The following is a 26,072-nucleotide window of genomic DNA, read 5'->3' as shown; positions in this document are numbered from 1 at the left end:
AGAGGAAATTCTACCTCTAGGCCTCGCGAAAAGGTTGATCTCGCTCATGAGCCAAGCGCCTCTCGTCCTGGTGGACGGTTCCTCCTATCTCTACCGTGCCTTCCATGCCCTGCCGCCGTTGATGACATCGACCGGCCGGCCGACCGGCGCCGTGAAAGGCGTCCTCAACATGCTGCTGTCCCTGCGCAGACAATACCCGGACAGCCCCTTTGCCGTAGTCTTCGATGCCAAGGGCCCAACGTTCCGCGATGAACTCTTCGCCGACTACAAGGCCCATCGCCCGGCCATGCCCGATGACCTGCGCAGTCAGGTCGAGCCGCTGCACGCCTGCATTCGCGCCCTGGGCCTGCCACTGCTCAATGTGGAGGGCGTCGAGGCGGACGATGTGATCGGCACTCTGGCCCGGAGCTGCGCAGCCGCTTCTCGTCCGGTGGTGATTTCCACGGGCGACAAGGACATGGCCCAGCTGGTCTGCGAGCATGTCACGCTGGTCAACACCATGAGCGGCAGCGTGCTGGACGTCGAGGGTGTGAAAGAGAAGTTTGGTGTGGGGCCTGAGCACATTATCGACTTCCTGGCACTCATGGGCGACAAGATCGACAACATTCCCGGCGTACCGGGCATTGGCGAGAAGACGGCCTGTGGCCTGCTCAACGGGATTGGCGGCGGCCTGGACGCGCTGTATGCCAATTTGGACAAGGTGGCTACGCTACCGATCCGCGGCGCCAAGTCGCTGGCGGCCAAGCTCGAGCAGCACCGCGATCAGGCGTATCTTTCCTATCAGCTGGCAACCATCAAGATCGATGTTCCGCTCGACGTGAGATTCGATGAACTGATGCCGGAGGAACCGCACCGCGAAGCGCTGATCGCCCTGTACAAGGAAATGGAATTTAAATCCTGGCTGGACGACCTGCTGCGGGAGGCCAAGGACAGCGGCGAGCCGCTGCCGCTGGGTGAAAGCGAGCAGGCGACGCTGGAACTCGATTACCAGACGGTTCTGACCCAGGACGAATTCGACGCCTGGCTGGAAAAGCTGAAGGCGGCCGACCTGTTTGCCCTGGACACCGAAACCAACAGCCTGGACGCTCATCAGGCGGATCTGGCCGGTATCTCGTTCGCGGTAACAGCGGGCGAGGCGGCCTATGTGCCGGTTGCGCACAATTACATGGGGGCACCCGCCCAGCTTGACCGTGACGCCGTACTGGCTGCGCTCAAGCCGCTATTGGAAGACGAGACCAAGCTCAAGGTCATGCAGCACGGCAAGTACGACAAGAACGTTTTTGCCCGCTATGGCATCACCCTGCGTGGCATTGCCTTCGACACCATGCTCGAATCCTACGTGCTGGACGCCACCGCCACCCGTCATGACATGGACAGCCTGGCACTTAAGTACCTGGGCCACAGCACCATCCGCTTCGAGGACATTGCCGGCAAGGGTGCCAAGCAGCTGACCTTCGACCAGATTGCCCTGGAGCAGGCCGGCCCTTACGCCGCCGAAGATGCTGACGTTACCCTGCGGCTGCATCAGGCCCTGTGGCCCAAGCTTGAAGCCGTTCCGGCGCTGGCAGGTGTGCTGAAAGACATCGAGATGCCACTGGTTCCGGTGCTGGCGCGTATCGAGCAGAACGGGGCCTATGTGGATCGCGATCTGCTTGGCGTGCAGAGCCGCGAGCTGGGCGAGAAGATGATCGCGTTGGAAAAAGAAGCCTACGAATTGGCCGGCCAGGAGTTCAACCTGGGCTCGCCCAAGCAGCTCGGCGAGATCCTATTTGTGAAGCTAGGCCTGCCGGTGGTATCCAAGACCGCGTCCGGCCAGCCGTCCACGGCCGAAGCGGTGCTTCAGGAATTGGCCGACCAGGATTATCCGCTGCCCAAGGTCATCATGCAGCACCGCTCGATGAGCAAGCTCAAGAGCACCTATACCGACAAGCTGCCCCAGCAGATCAACCCGCACACCGGGCGTATCCACACCTCTTATCATCAGGCGGTGACGGCGACGGGGCGACTGTCTTCATCCGATCCGAACCTGCAGAATATCCCGATCCGCACCGCGGAAGGTCGCCGCATCCGTCAGGCCTTCATCGCGCCCAAAGGCTATAAGCTGATGGCGGCGGACTATTCGCAGATCGAGCTGCGCATCATGGCGCACTTGGCACAAGACGAAGGCCTGCTGCATGCGTTTCAGAACGATTTGGACGTGCACCGTGCCACGGCTGCCGAAGTCATGGGCGTAAGCCTGGACGAGGTAACCCATGAGCAGCGCCGCCGCGCCAAGGCGATCAACTTCGGCTTGATCTACGGCATGAGTTCGTTTGGCCTGGCCAAGCAGATCGGCGTGGATCGTAAGGAGGCCCAGGCCTATATCGACCGGTACTTTCTGCGCTACCCCGGGGTGCTGGCTTACATGGAGCGCACCCGCGCCCAGGTCGTGGATCAGGGCTATGTGGAAACGCTGTTTGGCCGCCGTCTGTACCTGCCGGATATTCACTCCAAGAACCAGAACATCCGTCGTGGTGCCGAACGTGCAGCGATCAACGCACCCATGCAGGGCACGGCGGCAGACATCATGAAGCGCGCCATGGTGCGTGTGGATGACTGGCTACAGCGTTCGGGTATTGATGCCCGCGTCATTTTGCAGGTACACGACGAACTGGTACTGGAAGTACGGGAAGATCTCGTCGAGACCGTACGTGAAGAGCTCTGTCCGTTGATGAGTGGTGCGGCTGAACTGGACGTACCGCTGCTGGTGGAAGCGGGCGTTGGCTGTAATTGGGACGAGGCGCACTAAGAGGGCAATGCAGAAGGCTCCGCTGGGGCCTTTTGCAGCTTTTTATGGCGAAATAGTGGCTAAAAGGAGCGAATTGGCTAGCAGCTTGAGGTTCAGGAATGAGTCTTCGAAAAAATAACAAGCGGTTATGACATTTTTTCGATGAACGGAGAACTTTTGTGAAGCCGTTCTGTCTGATTTTGTGAATGGCTTGGAGAAGCCCTTCGATGCTCCTTTGCTGTTTAGTGTTGGCAGATTAACGGACCCCGCCCTAGCGGTCCGAACTTAAACCCCGATCTTTTCCCCTCCCCAATGAAGATCGGGGTTTTTTTTGCGTCCGGAAAAGTGCGGCAGAGGTTTTTGCCTGAACAAGAGCGGTAGCGCTTCGATGGACATGTGCTGTCAGCCTATGGCGCACCCACAATTCAGTGCGCCATGCTCCTGTGCTTATTCCACGTCGCTGGCCGCTTCGTCCTCAAGCAGCCCCAGCCATTGAGCCAACACCTTGTGGGCTTCTTCGATCCCCTGACGCTTGGGAGCCGAGAACAGCTGTACGCTGGCGTTGTCGCCCCAGCCTTTCTTGATGTCGCGCTGTACCTTGAGCAGTGCATTCTTGGCTGCGCCAAAAGCCAGCTTGTCGGCCTTGGTCAACAGAACATGGATCGGCATATGGCTTGCCTTGCCCCAGTCCAGCATCAGGAGGTCGAACTCGGTCAGCGGGTGGCGGATATCCATCAGCAAGACGATACCCACAAGGCTCTCACGGCTGCCCAGATAGGCTTCCAGGTGCTGCTGCCAGTGCTGTTTGAGCGGAATCGGGACCTTGGCATAGCCATAGCCAGGCAGGTCGACCAGACGTCGCTCCTCATCCAACTGGAAGAAGTTGAGCATCTGGGTACGGCCAGGGGTTTTGGAGGTACGGGCCAGGCTGGCATGGGTCAGGGTATTGAGTGCACTGGATTTGCCCGCGTTAGAGCGGCCGGCAAAGGCGACTTCGTAGCCAATATCCGGCGGGCACTGGTCCACCCGGGTGGCGCTGATCTGGTAGGTCGCTTGTTGGCAAAGGCCGATAATAGGGTTTTTGAACGTCATAGTAGGTCTCGATGGCGCCGCAGCGCTGCGACTCCCGCTTTCGCTCAGCGGAGCCGTCTCTATAGAATGATGCAGATTCTGTACGCATAGTATGCCTGGGGTCGAGCAGGCTGGCTTGCGTCCCGTACACAGGCGTAATGGATCGACGGATGAAAACACTGATGGTGAGCCTTTTGCTCACTCTGGGAGTCAGCATGACGGCCCAGGCCGCAGGCGATGTTGCCGCCGGACAAAGCAAGTCGATGGTCTGTGGTGCCTGCCATGGTCCCGATGGTAACAGCCCTATACCCAGTTTTCCCAAGATTGCCGGTCAGGGCGAGCGCTATCTGATCAAACAGCTCCACGATATCAAGAGCGGCGCCCGGCCCGTGCCTGAAATGATGGCGTTCATGCCAGGCCTGAGCGATCAGGATATAGAAGACCTGGCGGCCTATTTTGCCTCGCAGAAGCCGGTGATCGGTGCCGCTGACCCTGCGCTTGTGGCTGCTGGCGAAGCGCTTTATCGAGGCGGACGTCTGGAAACGGGTCTGCCTGCCTGTACGGGCTGTCACGCGCCGGATGGTGTCGGCAATCGCCAGGCCGGTTTTCCATTGCTTTCGGGCCAGCACGCCGTTTATACCCTCAAGCAGTTGACCGCCTTTCGCGAAGGACAGCGTACCAATGATGGCGAAGCCATGATGATGCGCAGCATTGCCGGCAAGCTGTCTGACCAGGATATTTCAGCCTTGGCAACCTATATTGAAGGATTGCACTAGAGCTGTTTACGGTGCGTCCCATTGGGTGGGCGCGTTGAGAAGTTGAATCAAGCCTGAATGTCACGTTAAAAAGCGCCGCACCAGCCGTTATTTTGGTGGTTATGACCGCTACAATGGCAGACCCCGTCGCACGCTTCGATTGAAGCATGGCTTTATCCGGCGTGGCCTGCCTGCTGCGGGCTTCGCAGCATGGCCTTTCAGCCCAGGAGTAGATTAATGCGTAACCTGATTCTTACCGCTGTATTAGCCTTTTCCGGCCTGTTTGGTACGTTTGCCAACGCCCAGGAGATTGAGGCTGGCAAGCAATACACGGAAATGAGCAACCCGGTCCCAGTGGCTACACCGGGCAAGATCGAAGTGGTCGAGCTGTTTTGGTATGGCTGCCCGCACTGCTATGCTTTCGAGCCGACGTTGAATGCCTGGGCCAAAAAGCTGCCTGACGATGTGAGTTTCCGTCGCGTGCCGGCCATGTTTGGTGGTGTCTGGAACGTTCATGGCCAGCTGTTCGTGACGCTGGAAGCCATGGGCGTCGAGCAGAAGGTGCATGAGGCGATTTTTGCGACCATTCACAACGGCCAACAGAAACTGGCCACCCCTGAGGAGATGGCGGACTTTCTGGCCAATCAGGGTGTTGATCGCGAGAAATTCCTGAGCACCTACAATTCCTTCGCCGTGAAGGGACAGGTCGAGAAGGACAAGAAACTGGCAATGGCCTACCAGATCAGCGGCGTTCCGACCATGGTCGTCAACGGTAAATACCGCTTTGACCTGGGTAGCGCAGGTGGTCCGGACCAGGCCCTGCAAGTGGCTGATTTCCTGATCCAGAAGGAACGCGCCGCCAAGTAATACCCTGCCGGGCCTGCCATTCTGGCGGGCCCTTCCAGGCGGCGCTGCTGGCTGGATCTTCCATACTGCCCAACCAGCTGGCGCAGACCTGTCGCTATTTACAACCTGTATCACACTTCTGCTGTATACGTTAAAGGCCGGGTTATTTTGGCCGTTACAACTGCCATGAACCTTATCGAAGCGATAACAACCTGTAGCGTCTGCTAAAACATGCATAACGCTTTAGATTTACCCATGCTCTTTTCTCGGGGCCTGACATGAGCCAGGACGATCTCGAACGCTGGAAAAACAAGTACCTGGAGGTCGTCGAGCGCCAGGAAGAAGTGGAGGCGCGCTGGGAAGCGCGTCTTGACCTGGTACGCCGTGGCCTGACCCGCACCAGTATCGCAGCCGAAGGCAACGACAAGGCTGTGGATGAGTGTCTCCATGATCTGCGCAATATCCTGCGCCACGAGAACATGGACGACGAGCTCTCACGCATGATCCCGCGTCTGGAGAAAACTGTACTCGAGTCGGAGCGTCGCCGTAGCGAGCGCGCCGAGCATGCGGCCAAGGCCTTTGCGGACCTGTCTCATATGCTGATGGCGCTACCGCTGCCTCGGGATATCCGCAAGTCGCTGAAGCGCTTTGCCAAGAAGGCGGCCAATTCAGCCGAGCAGCCAGGTGATTTCCCCAAACTGGTGATCGAGTTGAGCCGACTGCAGCGTCAGGCCCTGGAGGCTCAGGCCAATGCCCAGCCCCATAAGCCTGGTTTTCTGGAGCGGCTGCTGGGTAAGGGAAAGGAGGAGGCGCCCGTTGTTGCCAAACCCGTACCGGCCCGGCATGACGAGGCGGATGACGAAGACGAAGACGAGCTGGATGACGATCCAGCTTCGAGCGCTAGCGACTTGCCTGTTGTAGCTGAACCCGCTACGCCTGAGAAAACCGTACCGCCCGAAGCGGAGAAGCCTCAGCCCTCACCTATCCCTTTGCCGATCGAGGTAGCCAGCCCTGCGGTCGAGCAGGAACCGCTTGTCGAGCCGACTGCTCGGGCCGCGCCTGTTGCTGCCATCGCTCCGGATGTACCCAGCGAGACGCCATCCAGCACAGCCATTGAGGCTGAGGGCGATAAGCCTGAGGTCGCTGAGTCAGCAGAAACCGTTGTTGAAACCGCTACTGTCGAAGACGAAAAGCCCGCCGAGCTAGAAGCCACAGTAGAAGAGCCGTCTCAAGTCATGGAAAGTGCTGAGGCCGAGCAGTCTAAAATGGCTACGGCTGAAGTTACGTCAGAAGAGTCCCATTTTGATCTGCCACCACCGCCAGAGCCTGGATACAGCGCTATCGCTCCGCATATCGAGGCGACGCTGATTCATCTGCTGGACGAATTGCAGCTGCCGGACAGCCACAAACCGCAGGCTGAAGCCTTGCGACAGCGCATGTTCGGACGGTTGAACTGGTATGAGCTGGTGCCGTTGCTGGATGACCTGTCGGGCCTGGTGCTTTCGCTCAACGACCAGGGCCATCGCGAGTTCGAGGGCTATCTCAAGCAGCTCAATCAGCGCCTGGACAGCTTCCAGAATCACCTGCAACAGGTCAACGAAGGCCATGACGAGGCTCGTGAGCAAGAGCGTTCCTTCAGCGAAGAGCTCCGTGAGCAGGTCAGTGACTTGCAGACTCATGTGCAAGAAGCCGCTGAGCCGGATAATGTGAAAAAGGCGCTGGAAAGCCGTCTGGATGGCATGCTGACTCACATGGAGCAGTATCAGCAGCAGCGTGAGGCGCGCGAGCTAGAAATGGCCGAGCGGCTGAAAACGCTTTCGGAGCGTGTGGTCAGCATGGAGCAGGAGGCCAACAACTATCGCTCCCACGTCGAAGAGCAGCGCAAGAAAGCCCTGACCGATCCGCTGACCGGACTGCCTAACCGTGCAGCCTGGACCGAGCGCCTGGATGCCGAAGTCTCGCTCTGGCAGCGTTACCATAACAGTCTGCTGCTGGCGGTGATCGACGTGGATCACTTCAAGCGGGTCAACGATGATTTCGGCCATCTGGCGGGAGACAAGGTGCTCAAGATCATCGGTACCCAGTTGAGCAAAAAGCTACGGCGGACCGACTTTATCGCGCGCTTCGGTGGAGAGGAATTTGTCGTCCTGTTGCCTAACACGTCCGTGGAGGAGGGCGAGCCCCTGATTCAGACGTTACGTGCGGCCATTGAAGCCTGCCCGTTCCATTTCAAAGGCGAGCGCGTCACCATAACCTGCTCAGCCGGCCTCACGGCGTTCCAGACAGGCGAAGGCAGCAAGCAGGCTTTCGAACGTGCGGATCAGGCGCTTTACCGCGCCAAGCGCGGAGGGCGGAACCGAATCGAGCTGGCCTGACGGCCTGCCATACCCTACAAAAGTTGTCCGAGGTTCTTGCGTCATGCGTCTGCTACTGCCCTTGTTATTGCTCTTCAGCACCTTGCTCGCCGGTTGTGCCGGCGGGCTTCGCATCAATACGGATCACACGGCCAAAGATCAGGACAGCCGTGTGCAGTACATCGTGCTGCACTACACCGCATCGGACTCACAACGCTCCCTGGCCATGCTGACCCATGGCGGTGTAAGCGCCCACTACATGATTGACCGGGACGGCACGATCTACCGATTGGTCGACGAAAATCGCCGTGCCTGGCACGCCGGGGAAAGCGAGTGGGAAGGGCGGACCTGGCTCAACGCGACGTCCATCGGGATCGAGATGGTAAACCTGGGCTTCCGTGACACGCCCACAGGACGTCAGTGGTATCCCTTCACGGAAGAGCAGATCAATGCGCTTATCCCGCTACTCAAGGATATCCAACAGCGCCACCACCTGGGGCCGAATGCCGTGATTGGCCATAGCGACATCGCACCGTCCCGCAAGCAGGACCCGGGCCCGATGTTCCCTTGGGCGCGTCTGGCCGCTGCCGGTATCATCAACTGGCCAACCCCGGCCATGGTCGCACAGCGGCAGGCCAGCCTGGGTGGCGTTCTCCCTCCGCCTGCGTGGTTCCAGCAGCAGTTGGCCCGTGTTGGTTATGCCGTACCGCAGACCGGCCTGCTGGATAAGGCGACCCGCGATGTGATTGCGGCCTTCCAGATGAAGTACCGCCCAGGTCGATTCGACGGTGAGCCGGATCTGCAGACGGCAGCCTTGCTGCTCAGCCTGCCAACGGGCCGTTAACCTCCCTTCGGGTTCGCGTCACGAACCTTGCCTAGCAGGCGCAGCAGCTGCGCCTGCTCATCGGCTTCAAGCGGTGCAAAGACAGCCTCCAACGCCTGCCGACGGGGTGCCTGCGCGAGCGTAAGTGCGTGCCGGCCTGCATCAGTCAGGTGCACCAGGACCGCCCGGCGGTCATCCGGGTGGGGCTCACGGCGAACCAGTCCGTCACGTTCCAGCGCATCAATGGCATCTGTCAGGGTGCGGGGTGCGTGCTTCAAATGCTCCGCAAGCACACCGGGGCGACAGGGGCCGAGCTTATCCAGAAGGCTCATGACCTTATAACGGGCAAACGAGAGCCCCGAGGCTTGCAGAGCGCTATCCAGATGCTGACGCATGCTGCGCTTGATGTCGTGCAGGGCTTCGGCAATTTCAAAAATGGTTGACATGGCGCATCACTTATCTTGAAGATAGTGAGGAACCTCAATGAATGGGTCCTCTTTAATGACTGCATCATTTCATAGCCGCACGGCAGATTCCAGTACACGTCACGTTTTTCAGCGCGTCCGCCATGAACTCAAACGTCGCTGGGTCCAGGTCGTCCGCCGTGAAAGTCTGGGTGGCGATATGCTGCGCCTGACCTTTGGCGGCCCGGACCTTGCGGATTTCAACAGCCCGGCCTTCGATGACCATATCAAACTGTTTCTTCCAGCCGATGGGGCGCCTATCCGCAGCGTTCCGCTGGATAGGCTTGTGGGCCGCCATTACACGCCGCGCCGCTATGACTCTGCTACCGGTGAACTCGACATCGACTTTTACCTGCACGAAACAGGTGTAGTCACCGCGTGGGCTGCCCAGGCCCAGCCGGGTGACGAGATCGTCATTGGCGGTCCCAGAGGCTCGATGCTTCCGCCCAGCGACTTTGACTGGTATCTGCTGGCCGGTGACGAAACGGCCCTGCCGGCCATGGCGCGCCGTCTTGAGGAACTGCCCGCCGACAAGACAGCTATTGCGCTGGTAGAGGTAGCCCGACCAGGCGGCGAAATCCCTTTGCCGAGTCAGGCGGCCGTGACGCTGATCTGGGTCTACCGCGAGACGACGAGTGATTCGCTGGCGGACTCGCTGGCGCGATTGCAACTGCCAGCAGGTGAAGGCTACGCCTGGATCGCCAGTGAAGCCGGTGCTGCCCGCGCCGCTCGGCAGGTGATGATTGAACAGCACGGACTGCCCCGCGAATGGGTCAAGGCAGCCGGCTACTGGAAACGCGGCGAAAGCGATCAGCACGTGAAGCTTGAAGATTGAACACAACCACCTCCTCCTCAGCTCCTGCGGGCACTGATGGCCTGCCAACGCCCCGGCGCTATCAGGCCATTGCGGCGCTGCTGGCGGCCATCAGCATGACGGTTCTGGATTCGGGCATTGCCAATCTGGCGCTGCCTACCATTGCCCAGGCACTTGATGTTTCAGCGGCGCAGTCGGTCTGGATCGTCAGTGCCTATCAGCTGGCGCTGGTGGCCCTGCTGCTGCCCTTGGCAGCGTTGTCCGAGCGGATCAGTCTGCGCCGTGTATTCGGCGCCGGGGTCTGTCTGTTCAGCCTGGCGTCGCTCGGGTGTGCCCTGGCGCCGGATCTCTTCTGGCTGGTGCTGGCGCGAGCACTTCAGGGCATTGGGGCTGCTGCCATCATGTGTGTCAGCGCTGGCATCGTAAAGCTAACCTATCCCAGGCACCTGCTGGGACGAGGCATCGGTATCAATGCGCTTTGCGTTGCTCTGGGATCGGCTCTGGCACCCAGCCTGGGCGCCGGGATCCTGGCCCTGGGTGGATGGCCCTGGCTGTTTGCGATCAATCTGCCGATAGGACTGGCTGTCCTGATGCTGCTCAAGGCCTTGCCGGATAACCCACGGGCGCAGCGCCGTATCGATCCACTCAGCGCACTGCTCAATGTCGGCTTGTTCTGCGGTGCCATCGGTGGGCTTGAGCGACTGGCAGTAGAGCCCCTGCAAGGTGCTGCGCTATTGCTCGTGGCGGTCGGCTGCCTGTGGGGGTTGTTACGTCGTGAACGGGGTCAGACGGCGCCGCTGCTGCCGGTGGATCTGCTTGAACACTCAGCGTTCCGCCATGCGATCATGGCGTCCATCTGCTCGTTCGCTGCACAAATGCTGTGCTTTCTGGCTATTCCGTTCTACCTGCAGCATCAGTTGGGGCTCATGCCGGTACACGTAGCCTTGCTGATGCTGTCCTGGCCGCTGACGGTAGCCGTGGCCGCTCAGGTCGCCGGGCGTCTGGCGGATCGTTACCGCCCCCAGACACTGTGCATGCTGGGTGGATTGGGTATCGCCCTGGGGTTGGGAATTACCGCGGTCTGGCCGCTGGCACAAGGACAAGGCCCACTGGTGGCTTTCATGATCATCGGCGGGCTGGGCTTCGGCTTTTTTCAGGTGCCCAACAACCGGGTCATGCTGACGTCCACGCCGTCTTCCCGGACCGGAGCGACAGGAGGCATGCAAGCGACTGCACGGCAGACCGGCATGGCTCTGGGCGCCGCCGCGCTAGCCATCCTGCTGCATCTGTGGCCGGAGGGAGCGCCTCGTCTGGGGTTGGCCCTGGCTTCGGCATTGGGTCTGCTGGCGGCCTGGATCAACTGGCACGTGCCCAAGGAAGACAAGGCATGAAAAAGCCGCCCGGTGGGCGGCTTTTGCGTTCAGGTTGGCAGTGTCATGAAGAATTGCGTTCCCTGGCCCGGTCGCGAGACGACACCAATGCGCCCGCCGTGGAGCTGAATGATCTCCTTGCAGAGCGCAAGGCCAAGACCGGCACCGCCTTTCTTGGAGCCAATCTGCACAAACGGCTCGAATACCCGGCCTTGTTGGGCATAGGCGATCCCTTCACCGTTGTCCTGTACAGCCATGAGCAGGCGATCGTTCTGACGCATGGCCTGAAGCGAGACGCGGCCGCCCGCAGGCGTATGGCGAAGGGCATTGCTGATGAGGTTGTCCAGCACCCGGCCCATTTGTGCCGGGTCCAGCGTGACGCGGGGAAGCGGGGTATGCAGCAGTTCCACCACCAGTTCGACCGACTTGTCCCGAGCGGCATCGGCATGCCGTGCGCGGGCCTGATCGAGCAGCTCGCTAACTTCACTCGGGACCTTCTCGGGACGTTGCAGGCCGCTCTGATAGCGTGAGAAGTCCAGCAGGTCGTTGATCAGGCGGACCAGGCGATGGGTTTCCTCATCCACTGTCTGCAGCAGGTAAGCCTCACGCGAGTCTTCGGGAAACTTCAGGCGCTCCTGCAACAGGGCAAAGGCCATGTGCATGCCGGTTACCGGCGTCCGTAGCTCATGGGAGGCTCGCAGGACGAACTCGTTGCGGACCCGGTCGAAGGCGCGCTGCTCAGTCACATCACGCAGGACCATCAAGGCACCAACGCTGCGGCCGTCGGCATGGTTGACCGGCGTGACCGTCCAGGCGAGCAGGCGTGTCTCACCTGCAATATCAATCTGCAGATCTTCCGGGACGGCTTCCAGCGTCTTGCCGGACAGGACACGCTGGACGGCTTCGTCGATATCCGGGCGTTGCAGGGCCGCGCCCAGGAGCTGACCCTGACGCTCGTCATCCCAGCCCAGCTGACGGTTCGCCACCGGGTTGGCATGTTCGATATGCCCGAGGTAGTCCAGGATGATCAGGCCGTAATCGATACTGTCCAGCACCGCCTGAAGACGACGTTGCCCGGCCACCAAGGCCTCGATGTTGGTCTGGCTCAGCTGACGCAGGGACTCGGCCATGGAACCGAAGCGGCGACTTAGCAAGGCCAGCTCGGTCACCTTGGAGGTCGGCAGGGTAATGTCGAAATGCCCTTGGCTGATCTGGTCGGCTGCCTTGGCCAGCGAGTCGATGGGACCGCCAAAGCGACGTGCAATGGTGTTGGCCGTTGCAAATCCAATCCCCAGGATAGCCAGCCCGACGAGCCCCAGCAGGACGGCAATCAGCGTGGCCCGGTTATGGGCGTGTTGCTGGGTACTGTCCATGTCGCTGATAAAGCTGGTCTGCAGGTCATACACCTGATTGCGCAGGCTGTTGACCAGGTCCAGAAAAACCTTGTTTTCCCTGAGCGCAGAGTATCCATCCGGCGGATTGCCCAGCATCTTGTAGTACTGGTTGTACTTGCTCTCGAGCTGACTCAGCTGCTGGATATCGTCCGGATGGCTGACCAGGCTCTGGGTCGTAGCCAGGTAGTTGCGAAACTCCTGATCATGATTGCGAAGCTGATTGGCATCCGGCGCCCCATCCATGAGGGAGTACAGCTCGTTGCTCAGCTCCTGTCGCATGCCCAGTGAGGCGTTGATGAACAGCAGCGTGTGCTTGTTGTAGCTCTCCTGGCTATTGGAGAACTGCAGGACACTGACCAACCCGATAATGAGTCCGAGCAGCGCAACGGTAATGAGCGCGGAAATGCTCAGGAACAGGCGTGTCCTAAGTTTTATCGGAAGCTTCATAGCCCGTACTGCTTGCGTTTACGGTAGAGCGTCGACGAGTCGATGCCGAGAATTTTGGCGGCCTGATCCAACGTCTCGCTTGTCGCCATGACCGCCGCAATATGCGCCTTTTCGAGCGCTTCCAGGCTCATGGTCTCACCCACACGCGGAGCGCTACTGGCGGAGCTGGGCTGTTCGGTCAGGCCAAGGTTGGTAACGTCCACCAGATCCTTGCTGCAGATAATGCTGGCGCGCTCGATTACGTTGCGCAGCTCGCGGACGTTGCCGGGCCAGTCATACTTGCGCAGCGCTTCCTTGGCTTCCTCACTGAATCCATGGGCCGGACGGCCATAGTCCTTGACGAAGCGGGCCAGGAAACGCTCGGCCAGATCAATGATGTCTTCCTTACGCTCGCGAAGCGGCGGCAGGGTCAGCACGATCACGTTCAGGCGGTAGAGCAGGTCTTCGCGGAACTCACCTTCGGCCACCATCTGCTCGAGGTTGCGGTTGGTCGCGGCAAGAATGCGTACATCGGCACGGCGCGTGACCGGATCGCCCACCCGCTCATATTCCTTATCCTGGATGAAGCGCAGCAGCTTGGGTTGCAGGGCAAGCGGGAAATCACCGATTTCGTCGAGAAACAGAGTACCGCCATCGGCTTGGCTGACGCGACCCAGGGTGCTTTCACTGGCTCCGGTAAACGCGCCGCGGGTATGGCCAAACAACTCGCTTTCCATCAGGTCGGCGGACAGGGACGGGCAGTTGATGGTGACAAAGGTCTTCTTGGCGCGACGGCTCCAGGCATGGATGGAGCGGGCCAGCTCACCCTTGCCGGAACCGGATTCGCCCAGAATAAGAATATTGGCGTCGGTCGTAGCGACCTGTCGGGCCGTTTCCAGTATCGACATCATGGCCGGACTACGGGATTCCAGACCCAGGCTGGACTTGCGTACTTCACCTTCGAGCGCTTCAAGGCGAGCGGACAGCTGGCGAAACTCCAGCTGCTTGGCCGCGGCCATGCGCAGCTGATCAGGGCTGCAAGGTTTAACCAGGTAATCGGCAGCACCAGCCTGCATGGCATCGACCGCTGTATCCACCGCCGAATGGGCGGTAACGATGACTACCCGCATCCAGGGTGCCTGGATACGCATCTGTTGCAATACATCCAGACCGTTGTCCTCGCCCAGGCGTAGGTCGAGAAAACAAAGGTCGTATACCTGTCGTAGCAGCAGGGCTTCGGCCTGAGCGGCCGAGTTGGCCGTAGCGACACTATAACCAGCATCTTCAAGGCAGAAACGGAAAGTACGCAGGATCGCTGCCTCGTCATCGACGAGAAGAATCCTTCCGCTCGGTTGATCCATGGAATGTTCTCCGTAGGTACATCCCGCACCTATATAAACAGAAGGGGGCGGGAGGTCTGTGCCTTAGTCAGTTGTAAATCGTGCAAGTTGCAATATGCACGACGAACGATGCAAGTCTTTTGATGAGATGTCATGACGCGCTGACAGCGGGCAGATGGAGGAGGGGCCATGCAAATTGCAGGGAAGCCTCGAAAAACACCAGCCTTACTACCGATCCGGCCAGGAATTCGGTACAGACAACGAGGCACTGACGCTGAGGTTTCGCCTTTTCCTTTAAGGAAGGCAACACAAGTAGAGGCCGTTTGGCTTGAGAAGTTCGCCAGGACGGTCAGTTTTTCTCTATAGGCATCATGCAAAACGCAATGCTTGAAACCCTGCATCTTGCAGTATGCAAGCGGCAGAAAGCGGATCTAATTTTTAACTTATTGATTTTAAAGGATTTTTTTTATTCAAAAACTTGGCATGCCGTCTGCAATATCTCTTGCATAGAGCCTGAAACGGCCAATAACAGTTGAAGGAGTAAACTCATGGTCAGCCAGATTGCACGTAACAATATGATCTGTTCGGCATTCTTCGCAGGTGTAGCAGCAGTGCTGTTCACCACTGGCCATACCTCTACTCCTGTTGCTGCTCCGCAAGCCGTACCTCACATTGAAGTGAAGGCACCGGCGGCCAAGCCCCTGGCAAGCCATGTAAGCGTCGAGCAGCAAAAAGCTATTCCGGCTCAATCTACTGTTGACCGTTTCCCCCGTCAGACTCGCTGGGTTTTCTAAGGAGACGCTTGCGATGTCCGGGACCTACACAACCTTCGCTTTGACCTTCGCCAGTGCGATAGTTCTATTGGGCCTTGTAGCCAGCATGATTTTGATCGGCCGTGCGTTAAAACAGACGGATAGCCGGAACACACGCGATTTAGAAGTATCCATACCGAGGAGCCTATCTTTCTCGGAAAGCGGTGCCAGAGAGTCTCGGATAGGACAGTCGGCCTGGCCTGAGAAAGTAAGTGTTTCTCGATAATCAACTAGAAATCCAAACTAGAAACCAGAGAAAAGTAAGACGAGGAGAATCATCATGCTGAGCTGGGCTATCACGTTTCTAATCATCGCTATCATCGCAGGTGTTTTGGGCTTCGGCGGCATCGCCGGTACAGCAGCAGGTATTGCCAAGATCCTGTTCGTTCTGTTCCTGATCCTGTTTGTGGTGTCCTTCTTCTTCGGTCGCCGCCGACCCTGACACAGGGCCTGCGATTGTCATCAAATCGTAGCCGTAGGCCGGTTTAATGACCTGACCGAACACACGCCCTGACTTGTCGGGGCGTTATAGGCCAAGGGGCTTGGGTGCTTTGCGGTAAGAGGAGCATCCTCAGGGTACAGGGAGTACCTTCGTTGAGACGAGCCAGGCTGGACGATATATCCCCCAGACGTTTTGGGCCTCGACCGTGGGTCTTGAGGACTAAAACGCCTGGGGGACATAATTTTGGGTTACTGCATTTTTACCGCCAGCTTGGCGACATGCTCGCCCTGATGGCTCGCCAGCTGTAATTCCTTCGCACTGGGCAATCGAGAGCCATCGGCTCCTGCCAGCGTGGCTGCGCCGTAAGGCGAACCTCCCTTCACTTCAGTAATATCCGCCAGCATGGGATCGGTATAAGGCATACCGACAATCAGCATGCCGTGGTGCGCCAGCGTGTTCCAAAAGGACGTAATGGTAGTCTCACTACCGCCCCCGGTTCCCGTCGAAACGAACACACTGCCCAGCTTGCCTACCAGAGCACCCTTGACCCACAGACCGCCCGTCTGATCGAGGAAGGTGCGCATCTGGCCCGCCATGTTGCCGAAACGGGTCGGCGTTCCGAAGATGATTGCATCGTAGTCAGCCAGCTCTTGAGGCGTGGCGACCGGCGCTGCCTGATCAAGCTTGGCGCCAGCATTGCGGGCCACGTCTTCAGGCATGGTTTCGGGGACGCGCTTGATCGTCACTTCAACGCCCGGTACACGTCGCGCACCTTCTGCCATGGCTTCAGCCAGGCGCTCGATATGTCCATACATGGAATAGTACAGAACCAGAACTTTCTTCATGTCGTCTCCTTGATTAACACAGAGGGCCGCGTGACGGCCTTTTGATGGCTTAAGAAAGGACAACAGCGGTCAGGAATCGTCGGCAGGTTTCTCTTCCTGAACCATCTCAATTCTGGTTGATACCTATCGACGCGTTCGACTTTTTACAGGCGCAGGGCTGCTCGACCTTCGCCATCGGGAGTCAACCCTCGTATCATCCCCGGCTGGTTTCGGGGAGATGCATCATGCTGAACGGGTTATGGCTGGGCTTTTTCATCGTGGCGGCGATCAGTGCGCTGGGACGATGGTTGATCGGAGACGATGCAGGCGTGTTTGCAGCCATGGTCGAGAGCCTGTTTGCCATGGCCAAGCTGTCGGTAGAGGTGATGATCCTGTTATTCGGCACACTGACGCTCTGGCTGGGTATCCTGCGTATTGCCGAGAAGGCCGGTCTGGTCGAAAAACTGGCCTATGTCCTTGGGCCGCTGTTCCGCCGTTTGATGCCGGAAGTACCTGCCGGCCACCCGGCGCTGGGGCTGATTACGCTCAACTTTGCAGCTAACGGCCTGGGGCTCGATAATGCGGCCACGCCCATTGGCCTCAAGGCCATGCGGGCTTTACAGGATCTGAATCCCAAGCCGGAAACGGCCAGTAATGCACAGATTCTATTCCTGGTGCTCAATGCGTCCTCCCTGACGTTACTGCCCGTCACTATCTTCATGTATCGCGCCCAACAGGGTGCGCCTGATCCAACCCTGGTCTTCCTGCCTATCCTGCTGGCGACCAGTGTCTCCTCACTGGTCGGGCTGCTATCTGTTTCGTTCATGCAACGGCTCAAGCTGTGGGATCCGGTCGTCCTGGCGTGGCTGGGTGGCGGCGCACTGCTTCTGGGCGGCTTCATGAGCATTCTGGTCACCTTGTCGGCAACGGCCCTGGCGGCATTGTCGTCGCTATTGGGTAATCTGGTGCTGTTCGGCCTGATCCTGATGTTCCTGATCTTTGGCGCGCTCAAGCGGGTGCCGGTTTACGAAACCTTTGTTGAGGGTGCAAAAGAAGGATTCGAGGTTGCCAAGAACCTGTTGCCCTATCTGGTTGCCATGTTGTGCGCGGTGGGCGTGTTACGGGCATCAGGCGCACTGGAAATCATTCTTGACGGTGTTCGCCATGCCGTGGGCTGGTTAGGTTGGGACACCCGCTTCGTCGATGCGCTGCCTACAGCACTGGTCAAGCCGTTTTCGGGCAGCGCCGCCCGCGCCATGCTGATCGAGACGATGCAGGCCAAAGGCGTGGACAGTTTTCCAGCCCTGATTGCGGCCACTGTCCAAGGCAGTACCGAGACGACCTTTTATGTGCTGGCTGTCTACTTTGGTTCGGTAGGTATCCAACGGGCTCGCCATGCTGTCGGATGCGCACTATTGGCCGATGGCGCCGGGGTGCTGGCGTCCATCCTGGTCTGCTATTGGTTTTTCGGCTGAGTCATCAATTTTCGAATTCCGCCATCCAGTGCTTGCGAACGATGCGGCGCTGGCGACGGGTCATGAACTGTTCTGTCTGCCGGCTTTCGGCAATTAGTGAACAGTAATGCCCTTTGTACTGACCCAGGCGGAAGCGGCGGCGTACACCGATGGGGTGCCTGTCGGAGCCATAAAATGCGATCACGTGGATTTCCAGACCATCAAAGACCCAGCCTTCCGGCGGGTGCATGCCATTGAGTTCCAGATCGTGTGCAGCGGCTACCCGGGAGATCAATCGTTGAAAGGTGCCAATGTGCGTAAAGTCACCCGTTTTCAGCGGTCCCTGGCGGGTGGCTTTATACAGCTCGGCATCCTGATCGAAATCATCCTCGCTGCTCTCGCGAACATCGGTCACATCCGCCTTGAGCGTACCGCGCGAGGTGTGCAGGTGCACGATCAGCTGGTTAATGAAAATCGGCTCGGCACTCATGTTGGAAAGCAGGCACAGGGCGCCTACCCCCTTGCCGGCGCCGCGGTTGATAATGAGCCGCGGTTGACGCTGGCGCTTGAAGCCGCTCAGCAGCAGCTGTGCATAAAAGATCCATACCAGCAACGTGCAGCCGGAGATGAACAGGGTTAGGACGTCACGGTACTCGCGTAACCAATCCAGCATTGGGCTACCTTTAAGGGAAAATTTGCACCTTATTGGAAGAGCCCCCGGTAGGCTGGTTCCCCGCGTGGTGCCTTTCCGTGACGGGGTACTAGAAACTCAATGTGACGGCCCTAGTCAAAATCAAGAAGGGCATTGCCCGCTCAAGGAGTGAAACCTATGAAAACGCTTGGATTGTTCGTTGCAGCCAGCCTGTTTACAGCCCCGCTCTGGGCGGCACCGTTACCATGCGATCAGCTCAAATCTGAGATCGAGGTAAAGATCCAGGCCGCCGGAGTCAGCTCGTACACGCTGGAAATCGTACCGAACGCAGACGTCACCGATCCCAACATGGTGGTGGGTAGCTGTGAAAACGGCACCAAGAAGATCATTTACCAGCGTAACGATGGCTAGAGCGGAATGCACTGACGCTGACGAACCGTTCCAACCGACTGCCCCCGGCTATCGTGCAGCTCCAGCCGGGGCTGGTCCATGTAGGCTGATGCCTCGATGCGGTAGCGTTCGCCTGCCTTGAAATCACCGTACTGGACGATCATGTAGCAGTTGATCTCCACCGGCTCGTAGCCAAAGCCCATCATGCCGCCGCCCGGAACCATGCCGCCCAGCTCGAACTGATAGCGAACCTGTAGCTCATGCGCGCCGGGCGAGACCTGGAAGTAGCGTCCGTCGTCGAGCCGCTTGCCATCCAGACGATCCGCCATCAGCACGTTGCCTACCGAGGCCATCTGCATGTGCAGATCCACCCAGGCCATATTGGGGTCCTTGGGAGGAAGAGGACTGGCGCAGCCTGCCAGCAGTACGGCGGCGAACAACAGGTGCTTTTTCATGGCCTTTAGCCCGAGCGAGTCTGAGAGTATCGATTAGACATCGCCGCAGCGACTTTCTCCACCCCGTGCGACTTCCTGCTGACTGGCATCGTACAGCTTGGCCCAGGCGCGGAACCCGGCTTGCTCAGCCTGTAGCCGATAGCGTTCGCCCGCCGAGAAATCCTTGTAATGGACATTGAGCAGGCAAGTGCGGACCAGGGGCGTGGCACTGGGGCCGATATTGGCCGGATCGACCTTGAACTGGTAGCGCACCTGAAGATCATGGCTACCGGGTTGCACCTGGAAGTAACGGTTGTCCTCAAGGGTCTGGCGATCGGCTTGCTGGGCTTGGAGCAGATCCGGTTTTTCGGTCTTGAGGTCGATCCAGGCCTGGGAAGGGTCCGGCTTGGGCAGCGGCATCAGGGAACAGGCAGTCAGTGCCAGGGCAGGGCACAACAGGAGAATACGACGCATGAGTGAGCTCCAGACAAAGGTAATGCAACGGGGCAGGATTCTCGGCTTCCTTCCTCAGTGCCGGTTTCCATGGGGCCGATACTCATACTAGAGTGTCGCCTCCTCATACCGGCGCTCCAGGTTATTTACCATGTCCCGTCTCTGGTTAGCCCAAGTCGACCTTAAAAGCTTGAGATGGGTTCCATTTATCGCGGCCCTTTGGCTGTGCGGCTGTTCGTCTGTCGGATATTACGGGCAGATGGCAAAGGGGCAGGCGGCCCTGTTATGGCAGCGCACACCCATCACCCAGGTCATTGATGATCCTTCTACCGATCCGGCCCTGAGGCGTCGCCTTGAGCTGGCCCTGCGCGCCCGTGAGTTCGCCAGTCAGCAATTGGGCTTGCCGGATAACCGCAGCTATCGTCTGTTCGTAAAGCTGGACCGGCCCTACGTTGTCTGGAATGTCTTTGCAGCACCGGAGTTCTCACTCTCGCCCCTGACGCATTGCTTTCCCATTGCCGGTTGCGTGGCGTATCGCGGTTACTACCATGAAGAGGCAGCGCAAAAGGCGGCAGAGCCGCTCAAGGCCAAGGGGTGGGATACCTATGTGGCAGGTGTGCCAGCGTATTCGACGCTGGGATGGTTCGATGACCCGCTGCTCAGCAGCATGCTGCGTTGGGATGACGATCAGTTGATTGCAACGATCTTCCACGAGCTGGCCCATCAGAACCTCTATGTGCAGGACGACACGACCTTTAATGAGTCCTATGCCAACTTCGTCCAGCAGGAAGGGCTGCGCCAGTGGCGTGCGGCTCAAGGGTTACCGCCACCTGATCCGCTCCGCGAACAACAGTACCGGCAATTCGTAGGGCTGATACTGGATACACGTAAGCAGCTTGAATCGCTTTATGCACAGCCGCTTGCAGTCGAGGCGATGCGACAAGCAAAGGGCAAGGTATTTGAGACGATGCGGCGTGACTATGCACAGCTGAGGGATACGCATTGGCGAGGCGATCACCGCTTTGATGCCTGGATGGCGGGTCCGCTAAATAACGCAAAGCTCTTGCCGTTCGGGCTGTATGAGCAGTGGGTGCCGGCCTTTGCTGCCCTGTATGCCGAGCATCCCGGAAACTGGTCAGCCTTTTATGCACGTGTCCGGACGTTGGCAGCGTTACCAGCCGCCGACCGCCAGGCTCGGTTGAAAGTCCTGGCGGAGCGGCAGGCAGAACAAAACGATTAGAGCGGTTCGCTCCAGAGCGTGGCGCTGATCTGACCGGTCTCGCCGGGAGCCAGCACCATCACATCGTCCATGACACGGGCGGTCTCGATGCACAGCATGCGCTGCCAGGCATCATCGGCGAACGGTGTCAGACGCTTGGATTTTTCGATCCAGGGGTTCCATAGGACCGCAGACGAGGTGTTCTTGGTCTCGATGAAAATACGGCGATTCCACTCAGGGTCACGAATCCCCAGGCGTGAGGGCAGACCCTGATAGACGCGGTCCACTTCCTGGTCGATGACCGGCTCGCCGTTCTGGCGCTTGCGCTCCCAGCCGTCGAGGCAATCGTAGTAGTCAGCGTGGGTAAAGCCCTCGATACCGACCTGACGGGAGTCGCTCACGGCAAAGTAGGTATGCAGGGCCTGGCTCAGGGTCAGCGTCTGATCACCAATGTTGCGAGTAGTAAGCGTCATGGTGAGACGATCGCTGACTTCAACCGACAGGGTCAAATCGGCGGCATGGGGCCAGCCAGGCATGTGGGCGGCAGAGGTCTGGTAGTGGAAGTCCAGGCGGACGCGGTCCACATCCACATCCATGTCACCGGTTGCCCACCCGGCCTGACGAACGAGGCCATGCTGCGGGGCGCCTTCTACCTCGGTCAGCATGTGCTGAACGGCCGGCGGGTTACGCTTGATATCGCCAAACCAGGGCCAGCAGACCGGTACGCCGCCACGAATGGGTTGGCCATGAATGAATTCGGCATCCGGATTATCCCAGATGATCGGCTGCTCGCCGTCAAGGCCAAAGCTGAGGATATGGGCGCCCTGGCAGGCAATGACGGCTTCGGCACGGCCGATACGGATACGCCAGCAGGGCAATTCGCCCTTCTGGATCTGTTCAACGAGGGGAGCGGCTTGGGTCATCAATAATTCCTTGGTCGTTATTATCAGTGAGCGCTGGGCCTGTTCGGTTTGGCCGCGTCAATCGGTTCCGGCAGGACATGACAAGACCTGCCGGATAAGGTGAGTAGAGTAGCGCTATCTCGCGCCACGGTGTGCGTTTCGAAGGCTACGACTCATGAAGGTCGGGTGGGGTTTCCATTGAAGCTGCGTGCTCGGTCTCATATCCGGATTCCGCCTGCTCCAGGACGCCATAGGCGATACTGCAGAACAGCGAATTGAGACGCTTCATGTCTGACAGCAGGCCAAGATGTAGCGAGCTGGTCTCGATGCTTTGTACGACCTGATGGTGCAGGCGCTCCACATGGGCGTGGGCGTACCGCCGCTCCAGGACGCGAAAGCGCTGCTTGGCACGCCGCAGGCGACGGGCCGAGTCGGCATCGCCAGACAGAAAGACTGACAGGCATAGCCTCAGGTTGGCCATCAGGTGGCCGTGCAATGCGGCGAGTTCTTCAAGGCCTTGCTCGGAAAAGGAGCGATTGGCCGAGATTTTCTTGTTTTCCAAATCACTGGCCATGCGCTCGATGATATCTCCGGCCTGCTCAAGGTTGATGGCCAGTTCGATGATCTGCGCCCAGCGACGGCTGTCCCGATCCCCCAAATCTTCTCGCGGAATACGGGCCAGATAGAGCTTGATGGCGGTGTAGAGCGCATCAACATCATCATCCAGGCGGCGGACTTCCCGTCCCTGGGCCTTGGTGCCACCGCTTATCAAGGCCATCAGCTCCGTGAGCATATGCTCTACCACATCGCCCATACGCAGCGCCTCACGGGCGGCGTTGGCAAGCGCCAGGGCGGGGGTATCCAGTACGGACGTATCCAGATGACGTGGGTTCATGGTGATGTCTGCCTGCGGCCGATCCGGCAGGACGAGCGTACAGAAGCGCGCCATCGGACGTGTCAGGGGCAGGAACACCACACAGCGGACGAGGTTGTAGAGTACGTGGAAGCCGATCACCAGCTCTGCGGCCGCCAGTTCCCAGTTGTCCATCCAGTCGGCCACGGTGTCGACCCACGGCAGTACCAGCGCGCAGCCGGCCAGCTTGAACAGCAGGCTGCCCAGGGCTACCCGCCGACCGGCTGGGGTCTGGCGGGACGCACTCAACATGGCCAGAAGACCGCTGCCCAGATTGGCACCCACCACCAGGCAGAGAGCCACTTTCAGCGAAATGACGCCTGAGCCGGCCAGCGTTGCCGTCAGCAGGACAGCCGCAAGACTGGAATAGGAAATCATGGCGAACAGAGCCCCGGTCAGGGCGTCGAGCATTTCGTCTCCGGTCAGTGAGGAAAACAGCACCTTGACGCCCGCAGCCTGGGTCATGGGTGTTGCGGCCGCTACGATCAGCTCCAGCGCCAGAATGATCAGTCCCAGCCCGATCGCCACCCGGCCCAATTGTCCGGGGCGGGACTGCTTGTGACCAATGAAAAGAATGACGCCCACCAGGATCAGCAGCGGAGAAAGCCACGACAGATCAAAGGTGAGCACACGGGCCATTAGCGCCGTCCCTACGTCAGCGCCCAACATGATCGCAAGGGCAGGCCTGAGGGTCATAAGCCCCTGGCCTACGAAGGACGTTGCCAGCAGCGCCGTGGCATTGCTGCTTTGCACGAGTGCGGTAACGCCAATGCCAGCGGCAAAGGCTAGCGGGGTGTGACGTACGCTGCGGCTGAGTACGCGACGCAGGTTTGCCCCGTAGACCCGCATGATGCCGGTCCGGACGATGTGCGTTCCCCATACCAGCAGGGCCACCGCAGAAAGAAGGTTCAATAGTGTCAGCATTCAGGCGCCCTCCCGGCGCAACTGCTTCCCGGCTGCCTGGCCAGGCTGTAACAAAAGTTTCACATTCATATGCCATGCAGGCCGCAGCGGCTGCTGAGACGGCAGGACGGTAGTCGGGGCTATACAGGGTTAGTCGCCTGTAAGGAGGATATGTTCACCCTGCAGGAGAAGCGCTTTGCTTCTCCACAGTGCATGAAGGCGGCGTAAACGCTCTGGCTCGATAGACGGAGCGGTCCATGACGGGAGCGTTTTCGCTAAGCATGGCGTCTGACTGATTGTGAATCGACACAAGGTAAGGAGTTCGCGTCAGGTGTGCGTTATAGTCCGCCGCCGCGTCCATATGCCATTTTTACTGCTGCATTTAGAAAACAAATATTAAGAAGATATAAACAGCCGCGGTAAACTGTGCGTTTATGTGGGCGCTTTGCCAGCGTCATATCGATAAATCAGGAGGCACAGCCGCTTATCAGGGCTGACCACGCCTACAGCAATACCCACAAGGTTTCGCGTTAAGTGATCGAATTTCAGAACGTTCAAAAGACCTACCTCGTTTCAGGTCGCCAGGTGCCGGCGCTCCAGTCGACCAACCTGCGCGTCGAGGCGGGCGAAGTCTTCGGCCTCATCGGCCACTCCGGGGCCGGCAAGAGCACCATGCTGCGCCTGATCAACCGGCTGGAAGCACCCAGCGGCGGCCGGATCATTGTGGATGGCGAAGACGTCACCGCGCTGGACAGCGCCGGTCTACGTGCCTTCCGCCGTCGTGTCGGCATGATCTTTCAGCATTTCAATCTGCTGTCATCCAAGACCGTGGCGGCCAATATCGCTATGCCGCTTGAGCTGGCAGGCGGACATTCCCGCGCCGAGATCAACGCGCGCGTGGATGAATTGCTGGCCCGTGTTGGCCTGACTGACCATGCCCGCAAATACCCGGCACAGCTCTCGGGCGGCCAGAAACAGCGGGTCGGCATTGCCCGTGCGCTGGCGACGCGGCCAAAGATCCTGCTGTGCGATGAGGCCACCAGTGCTCTCGACCCGCAGACCACCGGGCAGGTCCTGCAGCTGCTGGCGGAAATCAACCGCGAGTTGGGCCTGACCATTGTGCTCATCACCCATGAAATGGATGTGATCCGTCGCGTCTGTGACCGCGTGGCGGTACTTGATGCCGGCACAGTTGTCGAGCAGGGCACAGTGGCGGATGTCTTCCTGCATCCCAAGCATGCCACCACTCGGCGCTTTGTGTTCGAGGCCGAACACGTGGACGAGGGCGATCTGATGTCGTCCTACAGCCATGTGGAGGGTCGTATCTTGCGCCTGACCTTCCGTGGCGAAGCCACCTATGCGCCCCTCCTGGGTCAGGTAGCCCGGGAAACCGGCGTGGATTACAGCATTCTGGGCGGTCGAATCGACCGTATTCGCGAAGAACCCTACGGCCAGCTGACCATTGCCCTCGTGGGAGGGGATCTGGACGCCGCTCTGGCTCGTTTCGACGCCGCTGATGTAACCGTGGAGGTCATTCGCTGATGGACGCTTTTCTCGCCTTTTTTGCCGATATCGACTGGGCCGAAATCTGGCAGGCTACCCTCGACACCCTGCAAATGCTGGGCTGGTCGATGTTCTTTACCATACTGCTCGGCTTGCCGCTGGGCGTTCTGCTCTTTTTGACCGGCAAGCGCCAGTTGCTGGAACAGCCCATCGTGTATGGCCTGCTGTCGTTCCTGGTGAACGTCCTGCGTTCGATTCCCTTCATTATCCTGTTGATTCTGATGATCCCGATAACCGTATGGCTGATCGGCACCTCGCTGGGCGTCGAGGGTGCTATTCCGCCGCTAGTGGTGGGGGCTGCGCCCTTCCTGGCACGTCTGGTCGAGACGGCGCTGCGCGAAGTGGATCGTGGCATCATCGAGGCAACCCAGGCCATGGGCGCAAGCCTCTGGCAGATTGTGACCCGTACCCTACTGCCCGAGGCCCTGCCTGGCCTGATCGCCGCTGCAACCGTTACAGCGATTGCGCTGGTGTCCTACACGGCCATGGCGGGCGTGATCGGTGGCGGTGGTTTGGGTGATCTGGCGATCCGCTTCGGATACCAGCGCTTCCAGACCAATGTCATGGTGGTCACCGTCGTACTTCTGCTGATCCTGGTACAGGTGCTGCAGATGGTCGGTGACCGCCTGGTTGTAAAGTTCAGCCGCCGCTAACAGGCTGTCCGCCGGGCCTCAAGGTCCGGCGGAA

At 59.2% G+C, this 26,072-nt stretch carries 24 protein-coding genes; 14 read left to right on the top strand and 10 right to left on the bottom strand.

Going from position 1 to position 26,072, the window contains the following annotated elements:
* The first annotated feature begins 46 nt into the window (after positions 1–46).
* A complete protein-coding gene (gene polA / locus EAW52_RS00920) occupies positions 47–2,788 on the top strand; it encodes a DNA polymerase I (RefSeq protein WP_122041084.1) in 2,742 nt (913 codons plus the stop codon).
* 426 nt (positions 2,789–3,214) lie between these two features.
* Here the strand turns inward: polA and yihA are convergent, their stop codons facing one another.
* The gene (yihA, locus tag EAW52_RS00915) at positions 3,215–3,859 is read right to left on the bottom strand and encodes a ribosome biogenesis GTP-binding protein YihA/YsxC (protein WP_074821308.1); all 645 of its coding nucleotides are present in this window, start codon (positions 3,857–3,859) and stop codon (positions 3,215–3,217) included.
* Positions 3,860–4,008: 149 nt separating this feature from the next.
* Between yihA and EAW52_RS00910 the strand changes: the two genes are divergently transcribed.
* The 4 genes from EAW52_RS00910 (at position 4,009) to EAW52_RS00895 (ending at position 8,637) form a co-directional block, all read left to right on the top strand.
* A complete protein-coding gene (locus EAW52_RS00910) occupies positions 4,009–4,614 on the top strand; it encodes a cytochrome c (RefSeq protein ID WP_122041083.1) in 606 nt (201 codons plus the stop codon).
* A gap of 216 nt (positions 4,615–4,830) precedes the next feature.
* Complete coding sequence (locus EAW52_RS00905; RefSeq protein WP_010796554.1) at positions 4,831–5,460, top strand: thiol:disulfide interchange protein DsbA/DsbL; 630 nt, start codon at positions 4,831–4,833, stop codon at positions 5,458–5,460.
* A gap of 257 nt (positions 5,461–5,717) precedes the next feature.
* Positions 5,718–7,814 carry a sensor domain-containing diguanylate cyclase gene (locus EAW52_RS00900; protein WP_122041082.1) on the top strand — a complete coding sequence of 699 codons (2,097 nt, stop codon included), beginning with the start codon at positions 5,718–5,720 and terminating at the stop codon, positions 7,812–7,814.
* Positions 7,815–7,857: 43 nt separating this feature from the next.
* A complete protein-coding gene (locus EAW52_RS00895) occupies positions 7,858–8,637 on the top strand; it encodes an N-acetylmuramoyl-L-alanine amidase (protein WP_122041081.1) in 780 nt (259 codons plus the stop codon).
* Here EAW52_RS00895 and EAW52_RS00890 read toward each other — a convergent pair.
* Positions 8,634–9,062 carry a MarR family winged helix-turn-helix transcriptional regulator gene (locus EAW52_RS00890; RefSeq protein WP_074821319.1) on the bottom strand — a complete coding sequence of 143 codons (429 nt, stop codon included), beginning with the start codon at positions 9,060–9,062 and terminating at the stop codon, positions 8,634–8,636. The two genes, EAW52_RS00895 and EAW52_RS00890, sit on opposite strands and share 4 nt — an antisense overlap.
* A gap of 55 nt (positions 9,063–9,117) precedes the next feature.
* Here EAW52_RS00890 and EAW52_RS00885 point away from each other — a divergent pair, with 55 nt between their 5' ends.
* Together EAW52_RS00885 and EAW52_RS00880 are read left to right on the top strand one after the other, a co-directional pair.
* Positions 9,118–9,915, top strand: coding sequence for a siderophore-interacting protein (locus EAW52_RS00885; RefSeq protein WP_162997562.1), 798 nt, complete (start codon positions 9,118–9,120; stop codon positions 9,913–9,915).
* On the top strand, positions 9,912–11,285 hold the full coding sequence (locus EAW52_RS00880; RefSeq protein ID WP_177411885.1) for an MFS transporter: 1,374 nt from the start codon (positions 9,912–9,914) through the stop codon (positions 11,283–11,285). Before EAW52_RS00885 ends, EAW52_RS00880 begins: the two co-directional genes overlap by 4 nt.
* A gap of 29 nt (positions 11,286–11,314) precedes the next feature.
* On the opposite strand, the gene EAW52_RS00875 is transcribed toward EAW52_RS00880, so the two are convergent.
* Together EAW52_RS00875 and algB are read right to left on the bottom strand one after the other, a co-directional pair.
* Positions 11,315–13,105, bottom strand: a complete 1,791-nt coding sequence (locus EAW52_RS00875) for an ATP-binding protein (RefSeq protein WP_010796560.1) — start codon at positions 13,103–13,105, stop codon at positions 11,315–11,317.
* The gene (gene algB, locus EAW52_RS00870; RefSeq protein WP_010796561.1) at positions 13,102–14,445 is read right to left on the bottom strand and encodes a sigma-54-dependent response regulator transcription factor AlgB; all 1,344 of its coding nucleotides are present in this window, start codon (positions 14,443–14,445) and stop codon (positions 13,102–13,104) included. Before algB ends, EAW52_RS00875 begins: the two co-directional genes overlap by 4 nt.
* A gap of 527 nt (positions 14,446–14,972) precedes the next feature.
* Between algB and EAW52_RS00865 the strand changes: the two genes are divergently transcribed.
* A complete protein-coding gene (locus EAW52_RS00865; protein ID WP_010796562.1) occupies positions 14,973–15,218 on the top strand; it encodes a hypothetical protein in 246 nt (81 codons plus the stop codon).
* A gap of 298 nt (positions 15,219–15,516) precedes the next feature.
* Entirely contained in the window at positions 15,517–15,678 is a 162-nt protein-coding gene (locus EAW52_RS00855) for a DUF1328 domain-containing protein (protein ID WP_010796564.1), read from the top strand.
* Between the two features lie 248 nt (positions 15,679–15,926).
* Here EAW52_RS00855 and wrbA read toward each other — a convergent pair whose 3' ends face one another.
* The gene (gene wrbA, locus EAW52_RS00850; protein WP_122041078.1) at positions 15,927–16,523 is read right to left on the bottom strand and encodes an NAD(P)H:quinone oxidoreductase; all 597 of its coding nucleotides are present in this window, start codon (positions 16,521–16,523) and stop codon (positions 15,927–15,929) included.
* 224 nt (positions 16,524–16,747) lie between these two features.
* On the opposite strand from wrbA, the gene EAW52_RS00845 reads away from it, so the two are divergent.
* Complete coding sequence (locus tag EAW52_RS00845; protein WP_010796566.1) at positions 16,748–17,977, top strand: nucleoside recognition domain-containing protein; 1,230 nt, start codon at positions 16,748–16,750, stop codon at positions 17,975–17,977.
* Between the two features lie 4 nt (positions 17,978–17,981).
* On the opposite strand, the gene EAW52_RS00840 is transcribed toward EAW52_RS00845, so the two are convergent.
* Complete coding sequence (locus EAW52_RS00840; RefSeq protein WP_256680700.1) at positions 17,982–18,629, bottom strand: hypothetical protein; 648 nt, start codon at positions 18,627–18,629, stop codon at positions 17,982–17,984.
* 156 nt (positions 18,630–18,785) lie between these two features.
* Between EAW52_RS00840 and EAW52_RS00835 the strand changes: the two genes are divergently transcribed.
* Positions 18,786–19,019, top strand: a complete 234-nt coding sequence (locus EAW52_RS00835) for a DUF1161 domain-containing protein (protein ID WP_010796568.1) — start codon at positions 18,786–18,788, stop codon at positions 19,017–19,019.
* Here the strand turns inward: EAW52_RS00835 and EAW52_RS00830 are convergent.
* Together EAW52_RS00830 and EAW52_RS00825 are read right to left on the bottom strand one after the other, a co-directional pair.
* Entirely contained in the window at positions 19,016–19,453 is a 438-nt protein-coding gene (locus EAW52_RS00830; RefSeq protein WP_122041077.1) for a hypothetical protein, read from the bottom strand. The two genes, EAW52_RS00835 and EAW52_RS00830, sit on opposite strands and share 4 nt — an antisense overlap.
* Positions 19,454–19,486: 33 nt before the next feature.
* Positions 19,487–19,906: a hypothetical protein gene (locus tag EAW52_RS00825; protein WP_122041076.1), complete on the bottom strand. Its 420-nt coding sequence runs from the start codon at positions 19,904–19,906 to the stop codon at positions 19,487–19,489.
* Between the two features lie 130 nt (positions 19,907–20,036).
* On the opposite strand from EAW52_RS00825, the gene EAW52_RS00820 reads away from it, so the two are divergent.
* Entirely contained in the window at positions 20,037–21,125 is a 1,089-nt protein-coding gene (locus EAW52_RS00820) for an aminopeptidase (RefSeq protein WP_122041075.1), read from the top strand.
* On the opposite strand, the gene EAW52_RS00815 is transcribed toward EAW52_RS00820, so the two are convergent.
* Together EAW52_RS00815 and EAW52_RS00810 are read right to left on the bottom strand one after the other, a co-directional pair.
* Positions 21,122–22,027 carry a D-hexose-6-phosphate mutarotase gene (locus tag EAW52_RS00815; RefSeq protein ID WP_122041074.1) on the bottom strand — a complete coding sequence of 302 codons (906 nt, stop codon included), beginning with the start codon at positions 22,025–22,027 and terminating at the stop codon, positions 21,122–21,124. The two genes, EAW52_RS00820 and EAW52_RS00815, sit on opposite strands and share 4 nt — an antisense overlap.
* Positions 22,028–22,172: 145 nt before the next feature.
* Positions 22,173–23,843 carry a Na/Pi cotransporter family protein gene (locus EAW52_RS00810; RefSeq protein WP_010796573.1) on the bottom strand — a complete coding sequence of 557 codons (1,671 nt, stop codon included), beginning with the start codon at positions 23,841–23,843 and terminating at the stop codon, positions 22,173–22,175.
* A gap of 513 nt (positions 23,844–24,356) precedes the next feature.
* Between EAW52_RS00810 and EAW52_RS00805 the strand changes: the two genes are divergently transcribed.
* The gene (locus tag EAW52_RS00805; RefSeq protein WP_010796574.1) at positions 24,357–25,364 is read left to right on the top strand and encodes a methionine ABC transporter ATP-binding protein; all 1,008 of its coding nucleotides are present in this window, start codon (positions 24,357–24,359) and stop codon (positions 25,362–25,364) included.
* Positions 25,364–26,038: a methionine ABC transporter permease gene (locus tag EAW52_RS00800; RefSeq protein WP_122041073.1), complete on the top strand. Its 675-nt coding sequence runs from the start codon at positions 25,364–25,366 to the stop codon at positions 26,036–26,038. Before EAW52_RS00805 ends, EAW52_RS00800 begins: the two co-directional genes overlap by 1 nt.
* The last annotated feature ends 34 nt before the right edge of the window (positions 26,039–26,072 follow it).

Source organism: Pseudomonas sp. LTJR-52 (assembly GCF_003691465.1).
Lineage (GTDB): Bacteria > Pseudomonadota > Gammaproteobacteria > Pseudomonadales > Pseudomonadaceae > Chryseomonas > Chryseomonas luteola.
The sequence above is the reverse complement of the archived record's forward strand: the minus strand, read 5'-3'. Positions and strand labels throughout refer to the sequence as shown.

What these genes read in the sequence shown, in the direction of transcription:
- polA (WP_122041084.1), top strand. Translation starts at nt 47, where the DNA reads ATGAGCCAAGCGCCTCTCGTCCTGGTGGACGGTTCCTCCTATCTCTAC.
- yihA (WP_074821308.1), bottom strand. Translation starts at nt 3,859, where the DNA reads ATGACGTTCAAAAACCCTATTATCGGCCTTTGCCAACAAGCGACCTAC.
- EAW52_RS00910 (WP_122041083.1), top strand. Translation starts at nt 4,009, where the DNA reads ATGAAAACACTGATGGTGAGCCTTTTGCTCACTCTGGGAGTCAGCATG.
- EAW52_RS00905 (WP_010796554.1), top strand. Translation starts at nt 4,831, where the DNA reads ATGCGTAACCTGATTCTTACCGCTGTATTAGCCTTTTCCGGCCTGTTT.
- EAW52_RS00900 (WP_122041082.1), top strand. Translation starts at nt 5,718, where the DNA reads ATGAGCCAGGACGATCTCGAACGCTGGAAAAACAAGTACCTGGAGGTC.
- EAW52_RS00895 (WP_122041081.1), top strand. Translation starts at nt 7,858, where the DNA reads ATGCGTCTGCTACTGCCCTTGTTATTGCTCTTCAGCACCTTGCTCGCC.
- EAW52_RS00890 (WP_074821319.1), bottom strand. Translation starts at nt 9,062, where the DNA reads ATGTCAACCATTTTTGAAATTGCCGAAGCCCTGCACGACATCAAGCGC.
- EAW52_RS00885 (WP_162997562.1), top strand. Translation starts at nt 9,118, where the DNA reads ATGACTGCATCATTTCATAGCCGCACGGCAGATTCCAGTACACGTCAC.
- EAW52_RS00875 (WP_010796560.1), bottom strand. Translation starts at nt 13,105, where the DNA reads ATGAAGCTTCCGATAAAACTTAGGACACGCCTGTTCCTGAGCATTTCC.
- algB (WP_010796561.1), bottom strand. Translation starts at nt 14,445, where the DNA reads ATGGATCAACCGAGCGGAAGGATTCTTCTCGTCGATGACGAGGCAGCG.
- EAW52_RS00865 (WP_010796562.1), top strand. Translation starts at nt 14,973, where the DNA reads ATGGTCAGCCAGATTGCACGTAACAATATGATCTGTTCGGCATTCTTC.
- EAW52_RS00855 (WP_010796564.1), top strand. Translation starts at nt 15,517, where the DNA reads ATGCTGAGCTGGGCTATCACGTTTCTAATCATCGCTATCATCGCAGGT.
- wrbA (WP_122041078.1), bottom strand. Translation starts at nt 16,523, where the DNA reads ATGAAGAAAGTTCTGGTTCTGTACTATTCCATGTATGGACATATCGAG.
- EAW52_RS00845 (WP_010796566.1), top strand. Translation starts at nt 16,748, where the DNA reads ATGCTGAACGGGTTATGGCTGGGCTTTTTCATCGTGGCGGCGATCAGT.
- EAW52_RS00840 (WP_256680700.1), bottom strand. Translation starts at nt 18,629, where the DNA reads ATGCTGGATTGGTTACGCGAGTACCGTGACGTCCTAACCCTGTTCATC.
- EAW52_RS00835 (WP_010796568.1), top strand. Translation starts at nt 18,786, where the DNA reads ATGAAAACGCTTGGATTGTTCGTTGCAGCCAGCCTGTTTACAGCCCCG.
- EAW52_RS00830 (WP_122041077.1), bottom strand. Translation starts at nt 19,453, where the DNA reads ATGAAAAAGCACCTGTTGTTCGCCGCCGTACTGCTGGCAGGCTGCGCC.
- EAW52_RS00825 (WP_122041076.1), bottom strand. Translation starts at nt 19,906, where the DNA reads ATGCGTCGTATTCTCCTGTTGTGCCCTGCCCTGGCACTGACTGCCTGT.
- EAW52_RS00820 (WP_122041075.1), top strand. Translation starts at nt 20,037, where the DNA reads ATGTCCCGTCTCTGGTTAGCCCAAGTCGACCTTAAAAGCTTGAGATGG.
- EAW52_RS00815 (WP_122041074.1), bottom strand. Translation starts at nt 22,027, where the DNA reads ATGACCCAAGCCGCTCCCCTCGTTGAACAGATCCAGAAGGGCGAATTG.
- EAW52_RS00810 (WP_010796573.1), bottom strand. Translation starts at nt 23,843, where the DNA reads ATGCTGACACTATTGAACCTTCTTTCTGCGGTGGCCCTGCTGGTATGG.
- EAW52_RS00800 (WP_122041073.1), top strand. Translation starts at nt 25,364, where the DNA reads ATGGACGCTTTTCTCGCCTTTTTTGCCGATATCGACTGGGCCGAAATC.